This window comes from Caballeronia sp. SEWSISQ10-4 2 (assembly GCF_030464885.1).
GTDB lineage: Bacteria > Pseudomonadota > Gammaproteobacteria > Burkholderiales > Burkholderiaceae > Caballeronia.
In genome coordinates, this window is the sequence record NZ_JALPRJ010000053.1 from 1 (window position 1) to 25,942 (window position 25,942).

Genomic DNA, 25,942 nt, shown 5'->3' on the forward strand with positions numbered 1-25,942 from the left:
GCCTTGCGTCAACCCATGCTGCGGCCGGACGTGGCCGTCTTGCAGAAGGAATCCCAGTCCTTTAGGACCGCGAGGACGTCAAGCCCCCATTACCGGCAGCGCTCAATCGCGCTCGAACAGCGCAATCGATTCGACATGCGATGTATGCGGAAACATGTTCACCACGCCCGCGCCCTTCATGCGATAACCGGCGTCGCGCACGAGCAGACCGGCGTCGCGGGCGAGAGTTGCTGGATTGCAGGAGACGTACACGATCCGCTTCGGCAATACTCCCTCGCCACTCTGCGCAATCTCTCCAAGCGCCTTCGACACCGCCAGCGCACCTTCACGTGGCGGATCGATGAGAACTTTGTCGAAGGGGCCTAGCGCGCGAAAATCGTCCGCGGTGATCTCGAAGAGGTTTCGGCATGCGAACGTCGTATGTCCATCGACGCCATTTGCCTTGGCATTCTCGAGCGCGCGTTCGGTCAGGCCCTCGCTGCCCTCTATGCCCACTACCTCGCGCGCCACCCGCGCAAGCGGCAGCGTGAAATTGCCGATGCCGCAAAACAGATCCAGCACCCGATCCGTACGCCGCGCGCCCAGCAGCCGCAACGCGCGACTGACAAGCACCCGGTTGATCTGATGATTGACCTGGGTGAAATCGGTCGGCTTGAACGGCATGCGGATGCCGAATTCGGGCAGCGTGTAAGCCAACTCCTGCCCGAGCGGATAAAACGGATAAGCCGTCTCCGGTCCCTTCGGCTGCAGCCAGAACTGGACGCCATGTGCATCGGCGAAAGTACGCAGCAGCGCTTCGTCCGCCTGCGTCAACGATTCAAGAATCCGCAGCACCAGCGCTGTCACTTCCGCGCCCACGGCCACTTCGATCTGCGGCAGGCGATCGCGAATGGACAAATCGCGGACAAGCGAACGTAGCGGCATAAGCAGCGCCGACACATGCGGCGGCAGCACTTCGCACGTTTCCATGTCGGCGACGAAGCTGCTCTTTTTCTCGTGAAATCCCACCAGCGCCCCGCCCTTTCCCGCGATAAGCCGCACAGCCAGCCGCGCCCGATACCGGTATCCCCACGACGGCCCATGAATAGGCCGGTAAATCGTTTCCGCGCGCAGTTTGCCGATGTGCTGAAGGTTGTCCTCAAGCACGCGCTGCTTGACGGCGATCTGCGCCCGCACGTCGAGGTGCTGCATGGAGCAGCCGCCGCATTTACTGAAATAAGGGCATTTCGGACGCGTGCGCATCACGCTTTCCCGCAGGACCTTGATCAACAGCGCCTGCTCAAACGCGGCCTTCTTGCGAAAGCTTGCATACAAGACACGTTCGCCCGGCAGCGCGCCTTCCACGAAAATAACCTTGCCGTCCGAGCCGTCTTCGGTCGTCGTGCGGCCGACGCCTTGCGCGTCCATATCGAGCGATTTGATTTCGATCTCGAGCGGAGCGGCCGAAGGGTCTAGGGGAACGATTCGAACCGGGAAATTCCGGCGATTACGCGATTTTTTTCGAGCGTGAGACACCTGCGGACTTCCTGGCTAATGTGAAAAACCAATGTGAAAAACGAGCGTAACGACGAAGCGAAACGACGAAGCGAAACGTAGGGGGAAAACCCAGGGGAAAAAAGAGCAGCAAAGGCGAGATTGTAGACGATGCCGGGAGAGCCCCGGCCCGACGCTCAGCGCTCGAACGCCGCGAGATATTCTGCCCAGTGCGCCGCCGGTTCAAGCGCCAGCGCATTCTTCACGAAGCTGATCTCGTCGGCATATTCTTCGGCGGAAAAACCGCCTCGCATCAGTTGGAAACGGCAGTACATCAGGTACGTGTTGACCACGTCCGTCTCGCAATAGTTGCGAATTTCTTCTATGCGCCCTTCCGCATAAGCCTGCCAGACCATGCCGCCGTCCATACCGAGCTTACCGGGAAAACCGCAGAGCTTGGCGAGTGCATCGAGCGGTGCGTTTGCGCGCGCCTGGTACATCGCGAGCACGTCCATCAGGTCGGTGTGGCGCGCGTGGTAACGGCTGATGTAGTTGTTGTAGCGAAACTCGCGGTCGTCGTTGCCGAGGTCCCAGTAACGCGACGCCGTCACACCATGCACCAGCGCCCGATAGTGCAGCACGGGCAGATCGAAACCGCCGCCGTTCCATGAAACGAGCTGCGGTGTGTACTTTTCGATCACGCGAAAAAACGACTGGATCAGCGTTGCCTCGGAGTCCGTCGTAGTGCCAAGCGAGCGTACGCGAAAACCGGTGTTATCGCGGAATACGCACGAAATTGCGGCAACGCGCTGCAGATGATGCGGCAGGAAGTCGTTGCCGACCCGCTCACGGCGCGCGGCGAACGCGTGCTCCGCAACCTCGATGTCGGTGAGCGTGGCGGGAAGGTTGTCGAGACGGCGAATACCGTCGACATCGGGAATCGTCTCGATGTCGAATACGAGAATTGGAGTCATTGTTTTTTGAGGGCAGCGTTACAACCGGCAGCGCCTAAAGCACGGCGTCTTTTCGCACACCGTTCGATGCAAAGAAGCGCTTGAGCCGGACCAGTGCTTCTTGCTGGATCTGGCGAACGCGTTCGCGCGTCAGCCCCATTTCGTCGGCGAGTTCTTCGAGTGTGGCCGGTTCGATATGGTTCAGGCCGAAGCGGCGCTCGATGACGTGCCGGTGTTTGTCGGAGAGACGGGAAAGCCACAGCTTCGTCAGCGTTTCGAGTTCGCGATGCTGAACTTCCGAATCCGGTGACTGGCTGGCGTCGTCGGACAGGAGGTCGAGCAGGCTGCTCGCCGGATCGAGATCCAGCGGAGCGTCGAGCGACGCCGTGTGTTCGTTGAGCGCGAGGATGTCTGTCACTTCCTCGGGCGTTTTCCCGGTGAGATGCGCGATGTCGTCAATACTCGCGTCGCGCCGATCCGGTGCAATGGCTGCCGTCGAATTCGCCGAGCTTTTTTCAAGATGACGTTTCGCGCGCAGCACCTGGTTGAGTTCGCGAATCACGTGCACGGGCAAACGCACCGTGCGCGCCTGATTCATGATCGCGCGCTCGATGCTCTGGCGGATCCACCACGTGGCATACGTCGAAAACCGGAAACCGCGCGTGGGATCGAATTTTTCGATAGCGTGCATCAAACCGAGATTGCCTTCCTCGATCAGATCGAGCAACGGCACGCCGCGATTCAGATAACCCTTCGCGATACTGACCACGAGCCGCAGATTGCGCTCGATCATCACCTGGCGTGCTTCGAATTCACCGGCTTTCGCCAGCCGCGAATAACGCTGCTCTTCCTCCACAGTCAGTAGCGGCTTCACGCTGATGCGGTTCAGGTAATGCTGGATTGTGTCGGCCGTGAGTTCGGCCTGCAGTATCGACTTGAAATCGTCGACGTCGGGCACGGAATCGTTTGCGCCTTCGCCTGGATCCTTGCCGTTCACACCACTTTCTTCGTCGGAATCGAGTTCGGCGTCCGCCGTTTCAGTTTCAGCCTCGTCTGCCTGGCTCGAAGCGCCGTCTTCCACCGTTGTCTGCGTGGGTCGGCTGATTGTCTCAGTCTCGGCTTGCGGCGCGCGGCGCTTCGATTTAGGCATGATGATTTCGCTTATTGCGGCGGCAAATACTTCAGAGGGTCGACAGGTTTGCCCTGCCGGCGAACTTCGAAATGCAACATCACGCGGTCCGAATCGCTGTTGCCCATCTCGGCGATTTTCTGCCCTTTTGTCACCGCGTCTCCCTCTTTTACCATCAAAGCGCTGTTATGTGCGTATGCGGTAAGAAAAGTTGCGTCGTGCTTGATGATGATGAGATTGCCGTATCCGCGCAGACCGTTGCCGGAGTAGACGACCCGTCCATCCGCCGATGCGTTGACCGGTTCTCCGGCCGCGCCGCCAATGTTCAACCCTTTGTTCTTCGCCTCGTCAAACGTGCCGAGAATCGGTCCGCGCGCCGGCCAGATGAACGTAGGCTGAGCTGCTGCGGCACCGTTGTCGACACCCGTTGCCGGCGGCTGCGTCATGGCCAATCCGGGCGCCACGGCGCCGGGCGTCGCCGTCCCCATGCCGGACGACGTGCCGTAGTTCGGCGGCGGCGGAACGCTACCATTCGTGTAGCCATTCGCGCCGGGTTGCGCACCCTGCGTGTTGGTACCGTACGTACTGTTCAGCGGCTGGGCTTGCACACCGCCACCAACAATAGGAGCGGTAGAAACGCCCGGTGTCGCGGCGGCGAGATTGGCGCCCGGAGGCGCCACGCGCAGCAACTGATCGACTTCGATCTGGTTCGGGTTCGTCATGTTGTTCCACGACGCGATATCCCGATAATTCTGGCCGTTTTCCAGTGCGATCCGGTATAGGGTGTCACCCGGCTTCACCCTGTAGTAACCCGGTGGCGGCGGACCCGGCGGTAACACGGACCCGTCCTGAGCGGCTTGCGTGCCGATAGCGGATCCAGTCCGGTCGACGACGGGCGCCTGATCCATCCGGGTCGCGCACGCGGCCAGTGCGGACAGCGCCACGACGCATACACCGCGCTGAACCGCCGTCAAACCGGGGTTCGCGCTCACTTCTCGTTTAGCACGCAACATACTCATCGGTGTCAAATCACTCCGGATTTTAAAGGTACAAAGAAAACCCGATCAAGCTGCGACTCGCGCCATTGAGTGGGCGAAACGCGCTCGACGAGCGTCAGTATCTGCGCTTGCGCCGTCTGCGATCCAACAGGCGCAACAAGTCTGCCGCCGATAGCGAGTTGATCAAGCAACGCCTGCGGAACGTCGAGTCCGGCGCAAGCGATCACGATAGCGTCGAACGGCGCTGCCGCCGGCAGTCCGAGGCGGCCATCGCCGTAATGCAACCGGATGTTCGGCACGCGCAACGGCCGCAAATTCAGCTTCGCACGCTCGGATAACGGCCGGATCCGCTCAATGGAATACACGTCGGTTGCTACCTGCGACAACACCGCCGCCTGATAACCGCAGCCCGTGCCGATTTCCAGCACGCTCTTGAGCGTGCGCCCGGCCGCGACCAGCTCGATCATCCGCGCGACCACCGACGGCTTCGAGATAGTTTGATGATGCCCGATGGGCAGCGCAGCATCCTCATAAGCCTGCGCAGCAAGTCCGGGATCGACGAACATATGGCGGGGCACGACGGACATGGCGGCAAGCACGCGCGCATCCGTAATGCCGTTAGCGCGCAGCCGTTCGACCATGCGCTCCCGTACACGTTCCGATGTCAGCGCGTGGGTGCTCTGCTGTCCCGCCTGGGAAGCGGCTTTTCGGGCGGGGGGCGGTTTGATGTCGTGCTGCGGCGTCTGCTTGATATCCGACTTTGCGTGCGGCGGCTGAAGATCACGCGTTTCGTTCGAACGCGCACCCGAGCGCAGCGCGCCGGGCTGATGATGCGCGACAACCGTCGAAGGCTTCGACGCGGTATGCAATCTTGCAGGCGAACGATGTGCATTGCTCGTCGATGCGGCAGAACTTCCCGCCACGCCTCGCGCCGCCGTGTTGCCCGCCAGCGCGGGCGATTTAGGTTTCGCCGCAGCACTTGCCTTCGTAGCGGAATGCATGGCCGTGGACGGTTTTGCTGCCTTGCCGTCCGCCGGTTTCGTTGTGGCCACGCCAGCCTTGTGCGTGGTCGATGCGGATTTCAAAACACTGCTGCCGCCCGGAATCGCCTTCAATGCCGGCTTGATCGCCGGTTTTGTCCCTGGCTTGCTGCGCGCATCGGGACGCGCAGTCGCCTTGCGCGGCTCGCGCACCAGATCGGCGAGCGCCAGCGGAAAGCGTTTCGCGCGCTCGTCCGTCATGAACGCCGGCTCCGCGCCTCTGCCCACTCGCGCGTGGCGGGCAACAGCTTGGTATGCGTCAGATCGAGTTGCAGCGGCGTGATCGAGATGTGGCCATTCGCCACCGCGTGAAAGTCGGTGCCCTCGCTGGCATCGAGCGCGTCGCCGGACGGCCCGATCCACCAGATCGGATTACCGCGCGGATCGATTTCCCGTATTACCGGCTGCGATGGATGGCGCTTGCCGAGCCGCGTAATACGCCACTCGCCCATCTCGTCATACGGCAGACTCGGAATGTTTACATTGAGCAGCGGATGGCCGGGCATGGGATGCGCGAGATAGTGCGCGACGATGTCCGCGGCCACGCGCGCTGCGTCATCGAGATGCAGCCAGTCGCGGCCGACAAGCGAAAACGCAATCGCCGGCACGCCGAACATGAACCCCTCAGTGGCGGCCGCGACCGTGCCGGAATACAGCGTGTCCTCGCCCATGTTCTGACCGTTGTTGATACCCGATACGACCAGATCCGGCTGCTCCGCCAGCATGCCCGTCAGCGCAATGTGCACCGAGTCCGTTGGCGTGCCGTTCACGTAGTTGAAACCGTTCGGCGCGGTGTGGATGGTGAGCGGCCGCGAAAGCGTCAGCGAGTTCGAAGCGCCGCTGCAGTTTTGCTCGGGCGCCATCACGGTGACTTCGCCAAGCGGCTGCATGGCCGCATGCAGCACGTTGAGGCCGCGGGCCAGATAACCGTCGTCGTTACTGAGTAGGATTCGCATCCGACGATTGTAACCGAGGAAGGAAGGCCCGCGGATCGACGGCGGGGCACTCGGCCGAACGGCCTGCTCCATCGTGTAACGGTCGACGATACGCATGCGTTTTATAGGCCTTTCGGCCAACGACGCGGGCGCAAACGTGCGCTCATGCATCCCTGATCTACACTGCCAGATCACGAAATTTTCATAGGGAGACACCATGCGCGCCATTCGATGCAACCAGTACGGACCACCGGAATCACTCGTTCTGGAGACGCTGCCCGATCTCCAGCCCGGGCCTGGCCAAGTGGTGATCGACGTACGCGCCGCCAGTGTGAATTTCCCCGACGTCCTCGTGATCCAGAACAAGTATCAGATGAAACCCGAACTGCCGTTCACGCCGGGGTCCGAATTCGCGGGTGTGGTACGGGCAGTGGGTCCGGACGTCAAGCGGCTGAAGGCCGGCATGCGGGTCGCCGCCTACACGGCGCAAGGCGCATTCGCCGAGCAGGCGCTGGCGAGCGAGGCGGCCTGCATGTCGTTGCCCGACGACATCGACTTTGCAAGCGCTGCCGCCATCACGCTCGCGTATGGCACGTCTCACCACGCGGTGGTCGACCGGGGGGCGCTGAAGGCCGGCGAAACCATGCTCGTGCTGGGGGCGGCGGGCGGCGTCGGGCTGGCTGCGGTGGAAATTGGCAAGGCGCTCGGGGCGCGTGTCATTGCAGCGGCATCGAGTCCGGAAAAGCTCGCGTTGTGCGTGGAGCATGGCGCGGATGCCACCATCGACTACAAGAGCGAAAACCTGCGCGAACGGATCAAGGCACTGACGGACGGGAACGGGCCCGACGTGATCTACGATCCGGTCGGCGGCGAGTACGCGGAACCGGCTTTTCGCAGCATCGGGTGGCGTGGGCGGTATCTTGTGGTCGGGTTTGCGAACGGCGAGATTCCGAAGCTGCCCCTGAACCTCGCGCTGCTCAAGGGCGCGAGTATTGTCGGCGTGTTTTGGGGTCAGCATATCCAGCGTGAGCCGGAACTGGCGAGCGCCGCACTGCAGCAGATTTTCGGCTGGATCGGGGACGGCCGGGTGCGGCCTCACATCACGAAGCGCTACACGCTAGAACAAACCGCCGAGGCGTTGACCGATATGGCGAGCCGGCGCGTGTCTGGAAAAATTGTGATCGAACCTTGATGAATCGGGACGCGGTGGATGGCACCAAGAAACCGTCCGCCGCGCCTCACATTTTTTCGGTATCGGCCGCGCTCGGCTGCCATTTCATCAGGCGCCGCTCGACCAGCGTGACGATACCGTCCAGCACCAGCGCAAACGCAGTGAGCACGAGAATCCCGGCGAACACCGTGTTGATGTCGAAGGTACCTTCAGCTTGCAGGATCAGATATCCCACCCCGCGCGCCGAGCCCAGGTATTCACCCACAACGGAACCGACGAACGCCAGTCCGACCGATGTATGCAGACTGGAGAACACCCAGCTCGTGGCACTTGGCAAATAGACGTACCGCAGCAATTGTTTGCGATTCGCGCCGAGCATCCGGGCGTTCGCGAGCACGACCGGACTCACCTCCTTCACGCCCTGATACACGTTGAAGAACACGATGAAAAACACCAGCGTGACGCCGAGCGCCACTTTCGACCAGATGCCGAGTCCGAACCACACCGCGAAGATCGGTGCGAGGATCACGCGCGGCATGGAATTGGCGGCCTTGATGTACGGATCGAAGAGCGCGCTCATCACGGGCGCGAGTGCGAGCCATAAGCCAATGCCGAGTCCGAAGACCGTTCCGATCACAAACGCGAGCACGGTTTCTATCAGCGTGACCCACAGATGCACATAGATCTCGCCGGTCGTGAACCACTGCCAGATGCGCAGCAGCACCTTCTGCGGTTCGCCGAAGAAGAACGCGGCCTTGCTGGAGTCGTCGAAATAGAAAGCCGGCAGCAATGTCGGACTGGTCAGGACATACCAGAGCACGAAACAAAGAACGAGCAGCAGCCACTGCCAGAGCACCAGGTTCGCGCGGTTCGGCGCCAAGGTTTTCCACATGATCGATTGACTCTTCCCGGCAATTTAAACGGCTGCGAGCTGTTGCTTGTAGCCCTTCAACACCTCTTCCCGCAGCACACCCCAGATCTGCGCGTGCAACTCGACAAAGCGCGGATGGGTACGGATTTCGGCTACGTCGCGCGGCCGCGGCAGGTCGATGACAAATTCGCCTATCGGATGCGTGCCCGGCCCTGCCGACAGCACCACCACTCGGTCGGACAACGAAATCGCTTCGTCCAGGTCGTGCGTGATGAAAAGCACGGCTTTGCGCTTGTCGGCCCAGAGTTCGAGCAATTCGTTCTCCATGAGCTGGCGCGTCTGGATATCGAGGGCGGAAAACGGCTCGTCCATCAGGATGATGTCGGGATCGAGGATCAGGGTCTGCGCCATGCCCACGCGCTTTCTCATACCGCCGGACAACTGGTGCGGGTAACGGTCGCCGAAACCACCCAGGCCAACGCGCTTCAGCCACTCGTCGCCCTTCGCGCGTGCCTCGTCTTTTGGCACGCCGCGAAACGACAACCCCGCGGTGACGTTGTCCAGTGCCGAGCGCCACGGCATCAGCGCTTCGGCCTGGAACATGTAACCCGCGCGGCGGTTGACGCCGCGCAGCTCTTCGCCAAAAACGCTGACCGTGCCCGAGGAAGGCGCGAGCAACCCGGCGCCCACGTTCAACAGCGTGGATTTGCCGCAACCCGTTGGTCCGACGACCGAGACGAACTCGCCGGGCGCCACGCGCAAGCTTGTGTCCTTGACGGCCGTGTAACGCGAGTTGTGATCGTCGCGCGAGGCGAACGTGCAAGTGACGTTTTCCAGCGCGAGAGCGGGGACTTGGGCAGAAGTGTGCGACATCGATCAGGCCTTGACCGTGGCCAATGCCTTCTTCACGAAGTCGTTGGTCCAGGTCTTCGACAAATCGATCGGCTTGCCTTTTATGGTTTCATCGAAGGCTTGCAGGGTCTTGAGCGACGTGGCGGGACCGTCGGCGGGTATCATTCCATCCGGCGACATCGCTTCCTTCACGTGCTGCCATGCATCGAGATAAAGCGCGCTGTCGCCCAGCAAATAACCTTCGGGCACCGTCGCGATCAGGTCCTTGCCGGACGCGGTCTGCAGCCACTTCAGCGCGCGCACCATCGCGTTGGTCAGCGCCTGCGTGGTGTTCGGATTTTTCGTGATGAAACTCTGCGATGCGTACAGGCACCCGGCCGGCATATTGCCGCCGAACACGGTGCGGGTGTCGTTAAGCGTGCGTGTGTCGGAGATCACCCGGATATCGCCGGAACGCTCCAGCTTGGTCATCACCGGATCGAGGTTCGCAAGCGCGTCGATCTGGCCCGACTGCAAGGCGGCGATCGCGCCCGCTCCGGCACCCACGCCGATGAACGACACATCGCTCGCCGTCAGCCCCGCTTTGGCCAGCACGAAACTCGCCATGATGGACGTCGACGAACCCGGCGCGGTCACGCCGATCTTCTTGCCTTTGAGATCGGCGATGCTCTTGTAGTTGGGCATTGCCTTCTTCGATACCGCCAGCACAATCTGCGGCGCCCGCCCCTGCAACACGAATTCGCGGAACATCTGGCCCTTCGCCTGCAGCAGCAGCGTATGTTCGAACGCACCGGAAACCACATCCGCGCTGCCGCCCACCGCTGCCTGCAACGCTTTCGCGCCGCCGGCAAAGTCGGATATCTCGATATCCAGCCCTTCGTCCTTGAAATAGTTGCGACGCTCGGCAATGGTGAGCGGCAAATAATAGAAAAGATTCTTGCCGCCGACCGCGATCGAGACCTGCGGATGTTCCAGCTTAGCTTGCGCGAACGCGAATGGGGTTTCGATCAGTGCACCGGCGGCAAGCGCCGCACCGCTCGCGATGAATGTCCTGCGTTGCATCCTGTCTCCTTGGCTTTTTATTTTTGGCGGCCTTATTTGCGGCTCGAAGAGTTAAATCGCCTTGTTCGCCCGCAGCCGCGCAATCTCGTCAGGATCATACCCGAGCGATCGCAGGACTTCATCGGTGTGTTCACCGAGTTGCGGGCCGAGCCAGCGTGTCTCGCCGGGTGTTTCCGACAGCTTCGGCGTGACGTTCGGCAGCGGAATCTCCCGGCCGTCCTGCCACGGAAAACGCTGGATCATCTGACGCGCAATGTATTGCGGATCGGTGAACATATCGGCCACACTGTAGATACGGCCTGCTGGAACATCGGCGGCGTTCAGCACGGCGAGCGCCTCATCGATGGACCGGGTACACAGCCATACGCGAATCGCATCGTCTATTTCCCGTGTGCGCGGCACGCGCCCGTCATTCGATGCGAGCGTGGGATCGTTGCCCAGATCCTCTCGGCCAATGGCGAACATCAGCCGCTTGAAGATCGGATCGCTATTGCCGCCGATCACGATGCTGCCGTCGCGGCAAGGATACGTATTCGACGGCACGATGCCCGGCAGCGAGGCACCCGTGCGCTCGCGGATCATTCCGTACACGCCGTATTCCGGCACGACGCTTTCCATCATGTTGAACACGGCTTCATACAGCGCAACATCCACCACCTGTCCCTTGCCGCCATTCGCTTGCTTATGATGCAGCGCCATCAACGCTCCGATCACGCCATGCAGCGCGGCAATGGAGTCGCCAATGGAAATACCGATGCGCGGCGGCGGCAGATCGGGATAGCCCGTGATGTGGCGCAACCCACCCATCGATTCAGCGATAGCGCCAAAACCCGGCCGGTCGCGATACGGCCCGGTTTGCCCGTAGCCGGACAGGCGCACCATCACGAGCCCCGGATTTTCGGCGGACAAAACCTCGTAGCCCAATCCGAGTTTTTCGAGCAAACCCGGCCGGAAATTTTCCACGACGATATCGGCTTCCTTCGCCAGCCGCCGGACGATTTCCTTACCTTCCGGATCCTTGAGATTGACCGTCACCGATTTTTTATTGCGTGCCTGGACGGCCCACCATAGCGACGTCCCGCCCACTTCGGGATAAAGCTTGCGCCATTTGCGCAGCGGGTCTCCGCCGTTCGGATCTTCGATCTTGATCACATCGGCGCCGAACTCGCCCATGAAGCGCGCGGCGAACGGCCCGGCGATCAATGTACCCAGCTCGAGCACCTTGACGCCGGCGAGCGGTCCCGTGGATGCACTCATGGTGTCTCCTTCGTTGTTGTCTTCACAGCGGTTTGCGCAGCGGCTTGACGTAGCTTACTGACGTAGCTGATGGACGTAATTTAAGCAGCCCTTACAGCGCAATATCAAGCGCCTGGAATCGCGGCGAACCGTCGGCAAGCGTGCCGTTGAACAGTTCCGCGGGACGCACCCACAAACCGTGATCGTGCGGCCAGAGATGTTCGTAGACAATCATCGGCTCTTCCGTCTCGGAATGCCGCGCCACGCCAATCACGCGATACAAACCGCCCTTGTAATGCCGGTGCGTGGCGAGCGCCAATGCTTCTGCTTCGGTCATGTCCTTGCCTTGTTGCGGTGTAAATGCGGTCTAAACCGAGGCTGTCTAAACCGAGCGCCGGTCCAGCATCGCACGCGCGATCGTGCCTGCATCGACATATTCGAGTTCGCCGCCCACCGGCACACCGCGTGCGAGGCGCGTCACCTTCAGACCCTTCGATTTGAGCGTCTGCGCGAGGTAATGTGCGGTCGCCTCACCCTCGTTCGTGAAGTTCGTGGCGAGCACGATTTCCTTCACGAGACCGTCGGTGGCACGCTGGATCAGGCGATCGAAATGGATCTCTTTCGGCCCGATGCCATCAAGCGGGCTCAGGCGTCCCATCAGCACGAAATACAGTCCACGGTACGTCAGCGTCTGTTCGAGCATGATCTGGTCGGCGGGCGTTTCGACCACGCAGAGCAGTTCGGGATCGCGTTCGGGGTCACTGCAGAGCTCGCAGATTGCCGCCTCGGTGAATGTGTTGCACTTCTCGCAGTGCTGCAAATGCTCGGTCGCGAACATCAGCGAGCGGCCGAGTTTTTCGGCACCCGGCCGGTCGTGCTGCATCAGGTGATAGGCCATGCGCTGCGCCGACTTGGGACCCACGCCCGGCAACGCGCGCAGCGCTTCGACGAGCGCCGACAAGGCGGAAGGTTGTTTCATGCGCTAAGGCCGTATGCTCTGAGGGTTGTCGTGTTTGGAACGGTTTAGAACGGCAGCTTGAAACCCGGCGGCATCGGCATGCCGGCCGTCATGCCGCTCATCTTTTGCTGCGTGGTGGCTTCGGCTTTACGCACGGCGTCGTTGAACGCGGCGGCGACGAGGTCCTCCAGCATGTCCTTGTCGTCGGCGAGCAGGCTCGGGTCGATCGATACGCGGCGGACATCGTTCTTGCACGTCATCGTTACCTTCACGAGACCGGCGCCGGACTGTCCTTCCACTTCGACGAGGGCGAGTTCGTCCTGCATCTTCTTCATGTTGTCCTGCATCTGCTGAGCTTGCTTCATCAAGCCGGCGAGTTGGTTCTTCATCATGGTCGGGCTCCTTGCGGGAAACGAGGTAAAGAGAATGAATGGCGTGCCGCGCGCTTCAGGGTTAGCTCAAGTCCGCGCTGACTGTGGTTGGATGATGTATCTGCTTTGCGTGCTTTATCTGCTGTACAGCGATATTTCGATGCTCGTTCAAGTCGTCCGGCATGTAAGGGCTTTCTTCACCTTCGCGCTTGCTCGACTCTCTCAATCTGATGCTCAGACTCGTTAGTTCTGCGGGGGTTCTGGCTTTATTGCTTCCTGCCTTCCCACCGCGTCAGCGTCCGTGCGCCAACCCAAAAATCGTCAGTTCATCGATGCCGCATTTTGACCGCCGCCCTTCGCGCTATCCGATGCAAGCGGCTTGATCGAACCCTGCACGATACTCGCGCCAAAATCGCGGATCAGAGACTGCACGAACGGGTTCTGCGTGATCTCCTGCTCTGCCTGCTGCTGGCGCTCGGCGCGAGCAGCAGCGTCGAGCGCGGCGGCCGTACGACGCGTCGGTCCGACACTCACGCTCACTTCGAGCGGCCGGCCGAGCTTATCGGCGAGCGCAGCCTTCAGCTTCGCGACCTGCGCGCTTTCCGCGTATTGCGGAACGGGCACGGTAAGCGTAATGGATGCAGCATCGCAGGCCGTCAATTCGCTATTGAAGGCGAGTTGATAAGCGATCCCCTTCAACGGCAAGTCCACAGCAAGCGATGGCCAGTCACCACTCACACCGATGACATCGAGCGGAACGGCAGGCGGAAGCGGACGTGCATCGACCTTGAGCGCGGGCTTGGCGGCGGGCGCATCGTTAAAGCGCAGGTCATCGGGACCGCTGTCAAACGCCGGCATGAAACCGTCGTCGGGCGGCATGAAATAGCCCTCTTCCGACGATACCGGTTGATAGTCGTCCAGCGGCATTTCTTCCCACGGAGGGGTTGCGCCGCCGGTGTTTCTACTGGCAACAGCACCGCTGCCGCTTGCGTTGCCAGCGCTCGCGCTCTGCTGGTTACTGCCGGACCTGGATTCGCCCGCTGCCGGCGCCGCGCTTCGATCCGGCGAAGCAGCAGGTCGACGGGGCACCGGAACCTGCACGGTAGGCGTGGCCTTCGGGGCCACAGGTTTGCGCACAGGTTCAGGAGCGCGTACACCGCGATCTGACGATACCCGCATGCCGGCGCTGCGCAACACATCGAGCGCTGCGCTGGCGCCGCCCGGCGCCCGTGGCGATACGCTTTTTTCAGCCGGCGGCACGGCCTGGTTTTCCGTCCGATCTGCAACGGCGCGTTCGGCCAGTTCGTGGAGTGGTACGGCAAGCGACGCCGGGTTGGTGTCTGGTTCGAATGCAGGAATAGCCGATTCGTCGACATCGGCTAGTGAAGAAGGGGTATCAGTGGAAGGCTGCGGCGCTGCAGATAAATCGGTCGGTTCAGGCAAGTCGGGGCCAGCGGAAATGACAGTCGACGCACTCGATGCACCAGCAACGCCTTCTTCCGCATTCGCCGTGTCCACGCCGCCAACATCGGCAGCCGCTTCACGCCCGGCGCCAAGGGTTTCTCTCGGCAAAGAAACGGCGGTGTTATCGATAACCCCAGCGGTTTGCGCAGGCGCCGGCTCAACAACGACGCCCTCATTGCTGCTCGCGGCAAGACCCTCGAGCAATTCCGGCGTCGACGCGGAAGCCAAACCGCGTCCCTCTCCGGCGACACTACGCTCGAACACCACAGCCTGACTTGCATCGTTTGAGAGCGGCGTTTTCACCCGATCCGAAGCCGGCGCTGCGGCTCCCTTCGAAGCGACATCGGCTACACGATTCATCACCGGTTTTGCAGCGCCAGCGCTCGAAGAACCCGCGGCGCCAGCTGCGACACCGCTCGGCGTCGATTCACGCGTACCCGCACCAGACGAACCCGCAACCACCGGCCTCACCCGCGCGCCGCCCCCGCCTCCTCCACCCGGTCCACCGGCGGGTTCGAACGCAAGCATGCGCAACAGGGTCATCGTGAAACCGGCGTATTCATCGGGTGCGAGACCCATCTCGCCGCGCCCGATAGTCGCGATCTGATAGAACAGTTGCACGTGCTCGGCGCTGAGCAAGTCGGCGAAACGACGAATGTCCGCGGCTTCCGGCCACTCGTCCAGCACCGAAGCCGGCGCAAATTGCGCCCACGCGATCCGGTGCAACAAGCCAGCGAGATCCTGTAGCGCCGTGGAAAACGACAAACTCCGCAAGGCCATCTCATCTGCGATGCCAAGCACGCCCTGCCCGTCGCCGGCTGCAAGCGTATCGAGCAAGCGGATCAGATAACTCTGGTCGAGTGCGCCGAGCATGCCGCGCACCGCTTCTTCGGTAACCTGGTTCGCCGAATACGCGATGGCCTGATCGGTGAGCGAAAGCGCGTCGCGCATGCTGCCGTCGGCGGCCCGCGACAAAAGTCGCAGCGCCTGCGGCTCGTAAGGAATTTTCTCTTCGCCCAGCACATGCTCAAGATGCCCGACGATATGTCCCGCCGGCATCTGCTTCAGATTGAACTGGAGGCAGCGTGACAGCACGGTGACCGGAATCTTCTGCGGATCGGTGGTGGCCAGGATGAACTTGACGTGCGCGGGCGGCTCTTCGAGCGTCTTCAACATCGCGTTGAACGCATGGTTCGTGAGCATGTGCACTTCGTCGATCATGTAGACCTTGAAGCGCGCGTCGACCGGCGCGTACACGGCGCGTTCGAGCAGCGCCGCCATTTCGTCCACGCCGCGATTACTGGCCGCGTCCATCTCCACATAATCGACAAACCGTCCCTCGTCGATCTCCTTGCACGCCCGGCATACGCCACACGGCGTGGACGTCACGCCGGTCTCGCAATTGAGCGCCTTCGCGAAAATGCGCGACAGCGTTGTCTTGCCGACACCGCGCGTGCCGGTGAACAGATAGGCGTGGTGCAGCCGTCCGCCGTCGAGCGCGTGCGTGAGCGCGCGTACCACGTGCTCCTGGCCAACGAGCGAAGCGAAAGATTTGGGCCGCCACTTGCGTGCGAGAACTTGATAGGTCATGCCGAAATTGTATCAGCAACGTCAAGAGGCAAAAGCGTTTCCCCAAGCTCCGGATGCCGACCGAAGCCGGGCGACGAAACCTGCACTGCATGCGGGCGGGACGGTTTCGTCGAAGGCAAAAACTCCCGGGAAAAGCGCGCGAAAAACGCGGAACTTGAAAGACTTAACACCAGACTTAATGATCCGGAAAGCGGAACCCGAAAGTCGAGAAGTTTGAAACGGGGGACAAAACGGAGGGGACGACGAAGAAACGCTGAGAAGAATCTGGAAAAACGAGGGGAAATAAAACGAAGAAGACTGACGACGAAAAGCGAAGGTGACGAGCCCGACCCTCGGCACTGGTAGAAAACGGCTGTGGCTGCTTCGTTCCCGACCTGACCAGGTTGACCGCGCCACCATGCGAGGAGGCCCGTCACATCGAATCATATCAGAGAAGGATCGCCGCGCCCACCACCAAGCTGCTCGCAATCACGATTCCCGGGCATTGGACCGGGCGGCTCGCTTATGTCCACTATACAAATGCCCCGCTAAATCGCGCTTCGGAAATTCGTCCAGAGGGGACCTATCGGCAACCGGCAACAGATAGCAAAGTAAGCTAAGATGACAATTTGAAGCACCGGTTAGATACCGTGTGACGGGCAAAACGCGGCTTATTCGGCAACGTTTCCGCGCCCACCCAAGCGAGCGGTTCTACACCCCGCAGCGCGGCGAACTATTTTCTGTTTTGGTGTATCGTGGCGAGCATTCCAACGCGGGCCTCGAATTCATAGAGGTATTCTCATAATGAGCGAATCGATCAAACATATTAGCGACGCATCCTTTGACCAGGACGTCACGAAATCGGATAAACCTGTCCTGCTCGACTTCTGGGCAGAATGGTGCGGCCCCTGCAAGATGATTGCTCCGATCCTGGACGAAGTGGCCAAGGACTACGGTGATCGCCTGCAGATCGCGAAGATCAATGTGGACGAGCATCAATCGACGCCTGTGAAGTTCGGAGTGCGCGGCATCCCCACGCTGATCCTGTTCAAGAATGGTGCAGTGGCCGCGCAGAAGGTCGGCGCATTGTCGAAGTCGCAACTGACCGCGTTCCTCGACAGCAACCTGTGATCCTGAGCCGGGACGCCCGCAACGGCGTTTCCGGCTTTCGTGGAACAGTTGCCCTCCGGCACCCCGGCGGTACGACCCGAGGTCTGAGCCGGGTTATCCGGATCGCAGCGGGGTAATACCAGGTAGTACAAGTAAAGACGATAAAAGCAATTAGCTGCGCGTGAGATACCCGCAAAATGTTGTGATGTCACAACATGCATGAATCAGGCTGTCATCACGGCCACCCGAGGCCCTGCCTGCGTGTGCTATGCTAGAATCCTAAGACTGCAAGACGTTTCTTAAGACGGCAAGACGTTTAGGTCCTTGAGCGTTCAGCTCACTTCTCCTCCCAAATTCTCTGTTGTACCTCTTCTCCCTGGCGGGAAATCCGTATGCATTTATCCGAGCTCAAGTCTCAGCACGTCTCCGCATTGATCGAAATGGCCAATGGCCTGGAGATCGAAAACGCCAATCGACTGCGCAAGCAGGAATTGATGTTCGCGATTCTTAAAAAGCGCGCCAAGACCGGCGACACAATTTTCGGCGACGGCACGCTTGAAGTACTACCGGACGGCTTCGGCTTTCTCCGGTCGCCCGAGACCTCTTATCTCGCCAGCACAGACGACATCTACATCAGCCCGTCGCAGATCCGCCGCTTCAATCTGCATACCGGTGACACCATCGAAGGTGAAGTGCGTACGCCGAAAGACGGCGAGCGCTACTTTGCACTGGTCAAGGTGGACAAGGTCAACGGCCAGGCGCCGGAAGCCTCGAAGCACAAGATCATGTTCGAAAACCTGACGGCGCTGCACCCGAACAAACCTATGCCGCTCGAACGCGAGATGCGCGGCGAAGAGAATGTGACGGGCCGGATCATCGACATGATCTCGCCTATCGGCAAGGGCCAGCGCGGGTTGCTGGTGGCATCGCCGAAATCGGGCAAGACCGTGATGCTGCAGCACATCGCGCACGCGATCAAATCGAACCATCCGGATATCGTGTTGTTCGTGCTGCTGATCGACGAACGCCCGGAAGAAGTGACGGAAATGCAGCGCTCGGTGGCCGGCGAAGTGATCGCCTCCACCTTCGACGAACCCGCCGCGCGCCACGTGCAAGTCGCGGAAATGGTGATCGAAAAGGCCAAGCGCCTGGTCGAAATGAAGCACGACGTGGTGATCCTGCTGGACTCCATCACGCGTCTCGCGCGCGCCTACAACACGGTTGTGCCGGCGTCGGGCAAAGTGCTCACCGGCGGCGTGGACGCGAATGCGCTGCAACGCCCGAAGCGGTTCTTTGGGGCTGCTCGCAATATCGAGGAAGGCGGTTCGCTGACCATCATCGGCACGGCGCTGATCGAAACCGGCAGCCGCATGGACGACGTGATCTACGAAGAGTTCAAGGGCACGGGCAACATGGAAGTGCACCTGGAACGCCGTCTCGCGGAAAAGCGCGTCTACCCGTCGATCAACCTCAACAAATCGGGCACGCGCCGCGAAGAATTGCTCATCAAGCCGGACCTGCTGCAAAAGGTCTGGGTGCTGCGCAAGTTCATCCACGACATGGATGAAGTCGAATCGATGGAATTCCTGCTCGACAAGATTCGCCAGACCAAGAACAACGCCGAGTTCTTCGACCTGATGCGCCGCGGCGGTAGTTAAGCTCGACCCTTAAGTTCACCCCTTAAGCTCAAGCCTTAAGCTCAAGCCTTAAGTTCAAGCACCGGTTCAAGAAATGAAAGCCGCCCGCATTCGCGGGCGGCTTTTTTTCGTCTGCCGAAACGGGCGAAGCAATTGACAACATAAACGTGAACGTGAACGTTCATGTTAGTCTATAATTTCGAAACCGTTCCATTCGCCGATAAACCCATCGGCCAGCACCATGTCCAGCGAACTACTAACCGTACGCGACGCCGCCGAACGTCTCGGCGTCACCCCGCGCACGCTGAAGTACTACGAAGAACGCGGTCTCGTTACGCCCAGCCGGAGCGAGGGGCGGTATCGGCTATATGACGAAAATGACCTGGAACGCTTCGGGCGGATTCTGCGGCTGAGATCGCTGGGGTTTTCACTGCATGGCATTGTCGAGATGCTCAAGCGGCCGCTGGAGAAAACCGAAGCGGGCCAGAACCGCTACTCGCCGGATTCGCTGGCGGATATCCGGCAGGGCTTGCAGCAGCAACTCGATTCGATCGATACCCGCATAGAGTCGGTGCGCCGTGAGCTAAAGGAAGCGCAGGCCGTGCGCGCCGAGCTGCGCCTGGATCTGGATTATGTGGAAGCGAGGCTCGCCGGCCAGCCTGCCGACGCCCTGCTCGAGCAGCGAAAGGCAAGCGCCAAAGCCGGGAGCAAGAAGTAATGAGCGCTCGGGCGCCGGTGTTCACCGTCGAACGGTTGCGCGGTGACTTCTTCCCGTGGGTGCTCGCGCTCGTGACCGGGCTGGACTACTTCGACAACGCCATCTTCTCGTTTTTCGCCAGCTACATTGCGGGCGGCATCAATGCATCGCCGGATGAACTCGTGTGGTCATCGAGTGCTTACGCGGTCGCGGCTGTGCTCGGGATCCTGCAGCAACAATGGTGGGTCGACCGTCTCGGGCACCGGCGGTACGTGGCCGGCTGCATGCTGCTGTACGCGTGCGCTGCGATGATGTCGGCGCTCACCGAAACCTCGCTGCAACTGATGTTCACACGCGGTCTGCAAGGCTATTTCATCGGTCCGATGATGGGCGCTTGCCGGATTTTGATCCAGGTCAGCTTTACGCCGCAAAAGCGCGCCGGCGCCACGCGTGCGTTCCTGATGCTGATCGTGGGCAGCAGCGCGCTTGCGCCCTTGCTCGGGGGCTGGCTGGTGTTGCATTTCGCCTGGCGCGCATTGTTCGCCTGCACCGCGCCCGCCGGACTTGCGTTCGCCGTACTGGCAATGCTCGCATTGCCCGATTCGGGGAACGTCGTGCGGGAGGAACGTAGCGCGACGAGTTTCTGGCCGTATCTGTTGTTCGCGTTTGCGCAAGGCGCGCTGCAGATCGTGATGCAGCAAGTGCGCTTCGTGCACTTCAGTACATCGCCGGCGCTCGTGTTGCTCACGGTGGCGGGTATCGGCGCCCTCGCCTGGTTTGCGTGGCACCAGTGGCATCACCCGGCACCGCTCGTGCGCCTTCACGCACTGCGCGAACGCTCGTTCCAGATTGGCCTCGTGCTGTACATGTTCTATTACTTCGAGTCGACAGGTTTCAGCTACCTGATCTCGCGATTCCTCGAACAGGGGCTCGGCTATCCGGTCGAAAACACGGGCCGGCTGGTCGGCATCACCTCGCTGATCTCGGGTTCCGCGCTGTTCCTGTATTTCAGGTACACGAAGTACGTGCCGCGCAAGAAATGGATCATCGTGCCGGGTTTTGCGATCGCGGCGCTGGTCGGATGGCTGATGACGCGAATGTCGCCGGGCGTGGCCCAAAGCGATCTGATCCTGCCCATGCTGCTGCGCGGACTCTTGCTGCTTTTCATCGTGTTGCCCGTCGCCAACCTGACGTTCAGGATCTTCGAGATCGAAGAGTTCACGCACGGCTACAGGCTGAAGAATATTGTGCGGCAGTTGACGCTGTCGTTTGCGACGGCGGCGGTGATTATCGTGGAGCAACATCGGGAAGCGTTGCATCAGTCGCGTCTCGCCGAAGCCGTGAATCCGTACAATCCTGAGTATCAGAACGCCGCAAGCGCGCTCGCGAACGGCTTCGCGGCGGCTGGTCATTCGGCTGTCGATGCCCACGCGCTTGCTATTGCGACCATCGCCCGCACGGTCACGCAGCAGGCGAACTTCCTGGCTTCGCTCGACGGTTTCTATTTCCTGATGGGCGTCGCGATTTGCGGCGGTATGTTCGCTTTGTGGCAAAAACAGATCGATTGAGTTCGACAGAACGGAAAGAACGATACGGACCTCATGGCCAATTTCCTGACCCGGCTGATTAGCGGGAATCGTCGCGAGCGGGCGTTGCGCAAGTACGCCATCGACGACGCGCTCTGGCAAACCACGCTCGATCGCCTGCCGTTTTTCGGCCATCTCGACGATGCCGATCGCGCTCGCCTGCGTGAAAGCACGACGCTTTTTATCGCGGAAAAGGAGTTTTCGACGGCCCACGATTTACCCCTGACCGACGCGATGATCGTCGCCATCGCAGCGCAGGCTTGCCTGCCCGTGCTGAACCTGAGCCTGGAGTTGTATCGCGGCTGGGTGGGCGTGATCGTGTATCCGGGCGAGTTCGTGATCCGCAAGACGGTGGAGGATGAGGACGGCGTGGTGCACGAGATCGAGCAGGATGCGAGTGGCGAAGCGTGGGAAGGCGGGCCGGTCGTGTTGTCATGGGAAGACGCACAGATGACCGATGGCGAGGACGCCTACAACGTGGTGATCCACGAGTTTGCGCACAAGATCGACATGCTGAACGGCGAGGCGGACGGCCATCCGCCGCTTTTTCGTCGCTGGCACGCGCCGCTCGATTCCAACGCCTGGAACGACGTCTTCGATCACGCCTACGACCATTTCTGCGCCCAGGTCGATGCGATTCCAGCCCGCCGCTGGGGGCGGTTCGAACGTGAATCGCTGATCGATCCTTACGCCGCCGATCATCCGTCGGAATTTTTCGCGGTCTGCAGCGAGGCGTTGTTTGTCCAGCCGGCGGCGTTCGAGCGCGAATATCCGGAGTTATACCGCCTGCTCGCGCGCTATTACCGGCAGGATCCGGCGGGCATTGGCGCGCTCACGCAATCGTGAAGGCCGTAACGCCCTGAAAACCCGTAACGCCCTGAAAACATGCCAAACGACTGATTTTCTGGCATAATCGCCGTTTTTCGACCTCAGGCAAGTGGCTCGCGCTCGCAAGATCGGCTTGTAAAAACGCGCAAAACCCGCAATCGGGTGGGCTGGCTACCAACAGATACCAAGGAAAGACCATGAAAGAAGGCATTCACCCGAATTACCGCGAAGTGCTGTTCGTCGACATGTCGAATGATTTCAAGTTCATCACGCGTTCGACCATCAACACGCGCGAAACCGGCGAGTTCGAAGGCAAGACGTACCCGCTGGCAAAGATCGAAGTGTCGTCGGAATCGCATCCGTTCTACACCGGTACGCAAAAGATCATGGACACGGCAGGCCGCGTCGACAAGTTCAACAAGAAGTTCGCAGCGTTTTCGACGAAGAAGTAAGTCGAGTAAATCGATTAGTACCGGAAGACAGCCGCAAAGCTGGATTCGAAGAAAGGCAGCGAAAGCTGCCTTTTTTTCGTCTGTATTTTCGTCCATACCTCGCAGGCCGGTTTGGAGCCAATCCGATGGACTCAGCCCGTCGAACGCACAAGGCAGACACCCGCCGCAATGACGCGCGCGACGCCACCCGTCTACAATGCCGGATTCGGTAAAAATCGCACAACCCCTAAAGCCACGAAAAACGCGCGCCATACAACCATCTGGCGCTGCCACGTCGCTCCATCGCTCCATCAGTCTTGTTCCCTGTCGCCAAACGCATGCGAAATGTCGTCCGTCTGACCGCCTCCGCCACCAGCGCCCTGCCACGCTGGATGCTGCTTGCCATTTGCATCATCTACGCGTCGTTTGGACTGTTCGGCCGCGATCCGTGGAAAAACGAGGACGCGGCGGGCTTCGGCGTGATGTGGACGATGGCCAACGGCGGCGTGAAGGACTGGCTGCTGCCGAACCTGGTAGGCAAGGCGCTCACCGCCGACGGCCCCTTCATGTACTGGTTCGGCGCGGGTTTTATCCGCCTGCTTAGCCCCTGGGTCGATGCAAGCAATGCATCGCGCGTGGTAACCGGATTGTTGTTTTGTATCGCTTGCGCGTTCGTCTGGTATACGGCCTATCTGCTCGGCCGGCGCGACGAAGCGCAACCGTTCAAATACGCATTCGGCGGCGAACCTGAGCCGCGCGATTACGGCCGTACGCTCGCCGATGGCGCACTGCTGATCCTGCTCGCCTGCTTCGGCCTGGCCGAACGCGGGCACGAAACCACGCCCCAGCTTGCCCAGTTCGCCGGCACCGCCATGCTGCTCTACGGCCTCGTGCGCAGTTGCGACAAACCGGTCCAGGGAGCGCTCATCTGGGGCGCGGCGATCGGCTTTGTGGGCTTGTCGAGCAGTCCGGTGCTGGTGCTCGCGCTGCTCCTCTGCACCCTGGCGATGACCGTCATTGTTCGGGAAGTGCGGCCGTACCATATGCTCGCGATCGGCGTGCCGGTTGCGGTGATCATGATCGGCGCCTGGGTGTGGACGGTGCTGCATTTCTATCCCGACGATGGCGAATGGTGGTTGCGCCAATGGTGGCGCAACAGTTTCGACGCCTTCTCCGGCTCGCCGATCCTGGCGCTCGCCTACGCCTTCAAGAACCTGCCGCTGTTCACCTGGCCCGCGTGGCCGCTTGCGATCTGGACGTTCGTCAGCTGGAGCGGTCTGCGGCGTTCGCCCCACGTCGCCGTGCCGGTGTCGGTGATCGGGCCGCTGCTGGTGCTCGTGATTTTGCAGAGCCATCAGTCCAACCGCCTCTTCATGCTGTTGCTGCCGCCGCTGTCCGTGCTCGCCACCTTCGCGCTGCCCACGCTCAAACGCGGCGCGATCAACGCCATCGACTGGTTCGCGATGTTGAGTTTCACCCTGCTCGCCACCTTTGTCTGGCTGGTCTGGAGCGCGGGTCTGTTCGGTTTCCCCGCACCGCTCGCGCGCAATCTCGCACGGCTCGCACCCGGTTTCCAGCCCGAGTTCAAGATCCTGTCGTTCGTGTGCGCGGTAGCGGTGACGGTCTGCTGGTTCTCGCTGGCGCGCTGGCGTCTCGCGCGCCATCCGAAGGTCTTGTGGCGCAGCGTGGTGCTGTCGAGCGCCGGCACGACGCTGATGTGGGTGCTGCTGATGACGCTGTGGCTGCCGGTGGTGAACTACAGCCGGACGTATCGCGACGTGGCGGAACAGATTGCCGATCATCTGCCGGCTGACTACACCTGCATTTCCCCGGTGCGTTTGGGCGACGCGCAGATCGCGACCTTCGCGTATTTCGGCGGCATGCATTTCGCCTTCGATGAAGACTGCGACGTGATCCTGCGCCAGGACACGCAGGACTTCGGCGAGCCGTCGTCTATCTCCGCGTTCGAGTGGAAGCTCGTATGGGAAGGCCGCCGCGTCGCCGACCGTGACGAGCGTTTCAGGTTATATGTGCGCATCGAACGGCCTGTTCCGCCGGTCAAACGGGTGCAGCCGAAGTCGCTGCGCCCGGCCCGCAAATGACCATGTGGCCGGATGTCCGCAAGATCGCGGCCCTCGCGTGGCCGGTGCTGATCGGCCAGTTGGCGATCATCGCGTTCGGTGTGATCGATACGGCCATGGTCGGCCGTTATTCCGCCACCGATCTCGCGGCGCTCGGTCTCGGCTCATCGATCTACATCTCGGTCTATATAGGCTTGACGGGCATCCTGACGGCATTGCAGCCGATCGCCGGGCAATTGTTCGGCGCGCTGCGTGAAGCCGAGATCGGCGAAGAAGTCCGGCAGGCGCTGTGGCTGGCGGCGGTGTTGTCGGTGATTGGCTTTGTCTGCCTGTATTTCCCGCAGCCGCTGTTGAGCATCGCCGATGCCCCGCCCGCGTTGCATGAGCGCACCCTCTCCTATTTGCGCATCCTGTCGCTGGGATTGCCTGCAAGTCTCGCGTTTCGTGTCTATAGCTCGCTCACGAACGCCGTCGGCAAGCCGCGCCTCGTGATGTTCCTGCAAGTGGGCGCGCTCATGCTGAAGATCCCGCTCAACCTGTGGTTCATCTTCGGCGGTTTCGGTGTACCGGCGCTTGGCGGTCCGGGCTGCGCCATCGCCAGCACGCTGATCAACTGGCTGATAGCCATTGTCGGGTTGACGGTGCTTGTGCGTGTCGAGTTCTTCCGGCCGTTCGGCGTGTTTTCACGCTTTTGCTGGCCCGTGTGGCGACGTCAAAAAGCGTTGCTCAAACTCGGCATTCCGATGGGGCTTTCTTACCTCATCGAAGTGACGTCGTACACGTTTATGGCGCTGTTCATCTCGCACTTCGGCACCACCACGCTGGCCGGACATCAGATCACCGGCAATATAGGCGCGGTGCTTTACATGACGCCGCTGTCCATTGGCGTGGCGTCCGCCACGCTCGTCTCGCAAGCGCTCGGCGCGCAACGCTTCGACGCTGCCCGCTCACTCGCGCGCCACGGCATTGCGCTGTCGTGCGGTATCGCATGTGTGTACGGAGTGGCGCTGTTTGTCCTGCGGCCTTATTTGCTTGAGGCCTATACGCCGGACAGCCAGGTGATCGCGGCGGCCATGCCCTTGCTGGCGATTGTCGTGTTCTATCATTTCTTCGATGCCCTTCAGATCACCACGGCGTTCGTGCTGCGCGCGTACAAGGTGGCGGTCGTGCCCACCGTGATCTACGCGGTGGCGTTATGGGGCATCGGACTGGGCGGCGGATATCTGCTTGGCTTCGATGTCGGCGGTTACGCGCCTTCGTGGCTGCAAGGCGCCCGCGGCTTCTGGGTAGCGAACGCGGTGAGCCTGGGCGCAGCGGGCATAGGGCTGTATCTTTACTGGCGGCATGTTAGTACGCGGCATATTCCCAGCGCACGCACCGAGGCCGAGCCGGTTTGACTTCGAGCGCAACAAACATGCATCGGATGCAATCAAGTTGCAACGTCTTGTCGCAAAATGAAAACAACTGGCAAGGATGACGTAACACTCCGG

The 25,942-nt window shown here is 61.0% G+C and carries 23 protein-coding genes and 1 other RNA gene; 9 read left to right on the plus strand and 15 right to left on the minus strand.

Annotated elements, in window-relative coordinates; all coding sequences use genetic code 11:
* Positions 1 to 102 precede the first annotated feature (102 nt).
* From rlmD to surE, 6 genes are all read right to left on the minus strand, one after another.
* Complete coding sequence (gene rlmD / locus M0D69_RS29515) at positions 103 to 1,464, minus strand: 23S rRNA (uracil(1939)-C(5))-methyltransferase RlmD (RefSeq protein ID WP_301785435.1); 1,362 nt, start codon at positions 1,462 to 1,464, stop codon at positions 103 to 105.
* Positions 1,465 to 1,670: 206 nt separating this feature from the next.
* Positions 1,671 to 2,447: a 3'-5' exonuclease gene (locus M0D69_RS29520; protein ID WP_301785395.1), complete on the minus strand. Its 777-nt coding sequence runs from the start codon at positions 2,445 to 2,447 to the stop codon at positions 1,671 to 1,673.
* Between the two features lie 34 nt (positions 2,448 to 2,481).
* Positions 2,482 to 3,576: an RNA polymerase sigma factor RpoS gene (gene rpoS, locus M0D69_RS29525; RefSeq protein ID WP_301785396.1), complete on the minus strand. Its 1,095-nt coding sequence runs from the start codon at positions 3,574 to 3,576 to the stop codon at positions 2,482 to 2,484.
* A gap of 11 nt (positions 3,577 to 3,587) precedes the next feature.
* Positions 3,588 to 4,574: a peptidoglycan DD-metalloendopeptidase family protein gene (locus tag M0D69_RS29530; protein WP_301785397.1), complete on the minus strand. Its 987-nt coding sequence runs from the start codon at positions 4,572 to 4,574 to the stop codon at positions 3,588 to 3,590.
* Positions 4,575 to 4,579: 5 nt separating this feature from the next.
* Complete coding sequence (locus tag M0D69_RS29535; RefSeq protein ID WP_301785398.1) at positions 4,580 to 5,794, minus strand: protein-L-isoaspartate(D-aspartate) O-methyltransferase; 1,215 nt, start codon at positions 5,792 to 5,794, stop codon at positions 4,580 to 4,582.
* Positions 5,791 to 6,549: a 5'/3'-nucleotidase SurE gene (gene surE / locus M0D69_RS29540; RefSeq protein ID WP_301785399.1), complete on the minus strand. Its 759-nt coding sequence runs from the start codon at positions 6,547 to 6,549 to the stop codon at positions 5,791 to 5,793. Before surE ends, M0D69_RS29535 begins: the two co-directional genes overlap by 4 nt.
* A gap of 196 nt (positions 6,550 to 6,745) precedes the next feature.
* Between surE and M0D69_RS29545 the strand changes: the two genes are divergently transcribed.
* Positions 6,746 to 7,720, plus strand: coding sequence for an NADPH:quinone oxidoreductase family protein (locus tag M0D69_RS29545; RefSeq protein WP_301785400.1), 975 nt, complete (start codon positions 6,746 to 6,748; stop codon positions 7,718 to 7,720).
* Positions 7,721 to 7,766: 46 nt separating this feature from the next.
* Here the strand turns inward: M0D69_RS29545 and M0D69_RS29550 are convergent, their stop codons facing one another.
* From M0D69_RS29550 to ffs, 9 genes are all read right to left on the minus strand, one after another.
* Positions 7,767 to 8,591 (minus strand): ABC transporter permease, encoded by an 825-nt coding sequence (locus M0D69_RS29550; RefSeq protein WP_301785401.1) that lies wholly within the window; start codon positions 8,589 to 8,591, stop codon positions 7,767 to 7,769.
* A 24-nt stretch (positions 8,592 to 8,615) separates the two neighbouring features.
* On the minus strand, positions 8,616 to 9,443 hold the full coding sequence (locus M0D69_RS29555) for an ABC transporter ATP-binding protein (protein ID WP_301785402.1): 828 nt from the start codon (positions 9,441 to 9,443) through the stop codon (positions 8,616 to 8,618).
* Between the two features lie 3 nt (positions 9,444 to 9,446).
* Positions 9,447 to 10,484, minus strand: a complete 1,038-nt coding sequence (locus M0D69_RS29560) for an ABC transporter substrate-binding protein (RefSeq protein ID WP_301785403.1) — start codon at positions 10,482 to 10,484, stop codon at positions 9,447 to 9,449.
* Positions 10,485 to 10,535: 51 nt separating this feature from the next.
* Complete coding sequence (locus M0D69_RS29565; RefSeq protein WP_301785404.1) at positions 10,536 to 11,741, minus strand: CaiB/BaiF CoA-transferase family protein; 1,206 nt, start codon at positions 11,739 to 11,741, stop codon at positions 10,536 to 10,538.
* A 91-nt stretch (positions 11,742 to 11,832) separates the two neighbouring features.
* Positions 11,833 to 12,057, minus strand: a complete 225-nt coding sequence (locus M0D69_RS29570) for a DUF1653 domain-containing protein (RefSeq protein WP_301785405.1) — start codon at positions 12,055 to 12,057, stop codon at positions 11,833 to 11,835.
* Positions 12,058 to 12,102: 45 nt separating this feature from the next.
* On the minus strand, positions 12,103 to 12,699 hold the full coding sequence (gene recR / locus M0D69_RS29575; protein WP_301785406.1) for a recombination mediator RecR: 597 nt from the start codon (positions 12,697 to 12,699) through the stop codon (positions 12,103 to 12,105).
* A gap of 44 nt (positions 12,700 to 12,743) precedes the next feature.
* Positions 12,744 to 13,070, minus strand: a complete 327-nt coding sequence (locus M0D69_RS29580) for a YbaB/EbfC family nucleoid-associated protein (RefSeq protein WP_047897655.1) — start codon at positions 13,068 to 13,070, stop codon at positions 12,744 to 12,746.
* A gap of 300 nt (positions 13,071 to 13,370) precedes the next feature.
* Positions 13,371 to 16,103 carry a DNA polymerase III subunit gamma/tau gene (locus tag M0D69_RS29585; RefSeq protein ID WP_301785407.1) on the minus strand — a complete coding sequence of 911 codons (2,733 nt, stop codon included), beginning with the start codon at positions 16,101 to 16,103 and terminating at the stop codon, positions 13,371 to 13,373.
* A gap of 315 nt (positions 16,104 to 16,418) precedes the next feature.
* Positions 16,419 to 16,517, minus strand: an RNA gene (gene ffs / locus M0D69_RS29590) — signal recognition particle sRNA small type.
* A gap of 369 nt (positions 16,518 to 16,886) precedes the next feature.
* On the opposite strand from ffs, the gene trxA reads away from it, so the two are divergent.
* The 8 genes from trxA (at position 16,887) to M0D69_RS29630 (ending at position 25,849) form a co-directional block, all read left to right on the plus strand.
* A complete protein-coding gene (gene trxA, locus M0D69_RS29595; protein ID WP_031356443.1) occupies positions 16,887 to 17,213 on the plus strand; it encodes a thioredoxin TrxA in 327 nt (108 codons plus the stop codon).
* 371 nt (positions 17,214 to 17,584) lie between these two features.
* Positions 17,585 to 18,850: a transcription termination factor Rho gene (gene rho, locus M0D69_RS29600; protein ID WP_047897660.1), complete on the plus strand. Its 1,266-nt coding sequence runs from the start codon at positions 17,585 to 17,587 to the stop codon at positions 18,848 to 18,850.
* A gap of 220 nt (positions 18,851 to 19,070) precedes the next feature.
* Positions 19,071 to 19,547 (plus strand): MerR family transcriptional regulator, encoded by a 477-nt coding sequence (locus M0D69_RS29605; RefSeq protein ID WP_301785408.1) that lies wholly within the window; start codon positions 19,071 to 19,073, stop codon positions 19,545 to 19,547.
* A complete protein-coding gene (locus M0D69_RS29610) occupies positions 19,547 to 21,094 on the plus strand; it encodes an MFS transporter (protein ID WP_301785409.1) in 1,548 nt (515 codons plus the stop codon). The genes M0D69_RS29605 and M0D69_RS29610 overlap by 1 nt, the downstream gene beginning before the upstream one ends.
* Before the next feature lie 33 nt (positions 21,095 to 21,127).
* A complete protein-coding gene (locus M0D69_RS29615; RefSeq protein WP_301785410.1) occupies positions 21,128 to 21,958 on the plus strand; it encodes a M90 family metallopeptidase in 831 nt (276 codons plus the stop codon).
* A 179-nt stretch (positions 21,959 to 22,137) separates the two neighbouring features.
* On the plus strand, positions 22,138 to 22,392 hold the full coding sequence (locus M0D69_RS29620) for a type B 50S ribosomal protein L31 (protein ID WP_047897664.1): 255 nt from the start codon (positions 22,138 to 22,140) through the stop codon (positions 22,390 to 22,392).
* A 317-nt stretch (positions 22,393 to 22,709) separates the two neighbouring features.
* The gene (locus M0D69_RS29625; protein WP_301785411.1) at positions 22,710 to 24,473 is read left to right on the plus strand and encodes a glycosyltransferase family 39 protein; all 1,764 of its coding nucleotides are present in this window, start codon (positions 22,710 to 22,712) and stop codon (positions 24,471 to 24,473) included.
* 2 nt (positions 24,474 to 24,475) lie between these two features.
* Positions 24,476 to 25,849: an MATE family efflux transporter gene (locus M0D69_RS29630; protein WP_301785436.1), complete on the plus strand. Its 1,374-nt coding sequence runs from the start codon at positions 24,476 to 24,478 to the stop codon at positions 25,847 to 25,849.
* Positions 25,850 to 25,942 lie beyond the last annotated feature (93 nt).

What these genes read in the sequence shown, in the direction of transcription:
- surE (WP_301785399.1), bottom strand. Translation starts at nt 6,549, where the DNA reads ATGCGAATCCTACTCAGTAACGACGACGGTTATCTGGCCCGCGGCCTC.
- M0D69_RS29570 (WP_301785405.1), bottom strand. Translation starts at nt 12,057, where the DNA reads ATGACCGAAGCAGAAGCATTGGCGCTCGCCACGCACCGGCATTACAAG.
- M0D69_RS29610 (WP_301785409.1), top strand. Translation starts at nt 19,547, where the DNA reads ATGAGCGCTCGGGCGCCGGTGTTCACCGTCGAACGGTTGCGCGGTGAC.
- M0D69_RS29615 (WP_301785410.1), top strand. Translation starts at nt 21,128, where the DNA reads ATGGCCAATTTCCTGACCCGGCTGATTAGCGGGAATCGTCGCGAGCGG.
- recR (WP_301785406.1), bottom strand. Translation starts at nt 12,699, where the DNA reads ATGAAACAACCTTCCGCCTTGTCGGCGCTCGTCGAAGCGCTGCGCGCG.
- rho (WP_047897660.1), top strand. Translation starts at nt 17,585, where the DNA reads ATGCATTTATCCGAGCTCAAGTCTCAGCACGTCTCCGCATTGATCGAA.
- M0D69_RS29545 (WP_301785400.1), top strand. Translation starts at nt 6,746, where the DNA reads ATGCGCGCCATTCGATGCAACCAGTACGGACCACCGGAATCACTCGTT.
- M0D69_RS29530 (WP_301785397.1), bottom strand. Translation starts at nt 4,574, where the DNA reads ATGAGTATGTTGCGTGCTAAACGAGAAGTGAGCGCGAACCCCGGTTTG.
- M0D69_RS29535 (WP_301785398.1), bottom strand. Translation starts at nt 5,794, where the DNA reads ATGACGGACGAGCGCGCGAAACGCTTTCCGCTGGCGCTCGCCGATCTG.
- M0D69_RS29555 (WP_301785402.1), bottom strand. Translation starts at nt 9,443, where the DNA reads ATGTCGCACACTTCTGCCCAAGTCCCCGCTCTCGCGCTGGAAAACGTC.
- M0D69_RS29520 (WP_301785395.1), bottom strand. Translation starts at nt 2,447, where the DNA reads ATGACTCCAATTCTCGTATTCGACATCGAGACGATTCCCGATGTCGAC.
- M0D69_RS29580 (WP_047897655.1), bottom strand. Translation starts at nt 13,070, where the DNA reads ATGATGAAGAACCAACTCGCCGGCTTGATGAAGCAAGCTCAGCAGATG.
- M0D69_RS29625 (WP_301785411.1), top strand. Translation starts at nt 22,710, where the DNA reads ATGCGAAATGTCGTCCGTCTGACCGCCTCCGCCACCAGCGCCCTGCCA.
- M0D69_RS29585 (WP_301785407.1), bottom strand. Translation starts at nt 16,103, where the DNA reads ATGACCTATCAAGTTCTCGCACGCAAGTGGCGGCCCAAATCTTTCGCT.
- M0D69_RS29630 (WP_301785436.1), top strand. Translation starts at nt 24,476, where the DNA reads ATGTGGCCGGATGTCCGCAAGATCGCGGCCCTCGCGTGGCCGGTGCTG.
- rpoS (WP_301785396.1), bottom strand. Translation starts at nt 3,576, where the DNA reads ATGCCTAAATCGAAGCGCCGCGCGCCGCAAGCCGAGACTGAGACAATC.
- M0D69_RS29565 (WP_301785404.1), bottom strand. Translation starts at nt 11,741, where the DNA reads ATGAGTGCATCCACGGGACCGCTCGCCGGCGTCAAGGTGCTCGAGCTG.
- trxA (WP_031356443.1), top strand. Translation starts at nt 16,887, where the DNA reads ATGAGCGAATCGATCAAACATATTAGCGACGCATCCTTTGACCAGGAC.
- M0D69_RS29620 (WP_047897664.1), top strand. Translation starts at nt 22,138, where the DNA reads ATGAAAGAAGGCATTCACCCGAATTACCGCGAAGTGCTGTTCGTCGAC.
- M0D69_RS29605 (WP_301785408.1), top strand. Translation starts at nt 19,071, where the DNA reads ATGTCCAGCGAACTACTAACCGTACGCGACGCCGCCGAACGTCTCGGC.
- M0D69_RS29550 (WP_301785401.1), bottom strand. Translation starts at nt 8,591, where the DNA reads ATGTGGAAAACCTTGGCGCCGAACCGCGCGAACCTGGTGCTCTGGCAG.
- M0D69_RS29560 (WP_301785403.1), bottom strand. Translation starts at nt 10,484, where the DNA reads ATGCAACGCAGGACATTCATCGCGAGCGGTGCGGCGCTTGCCGCCGGT.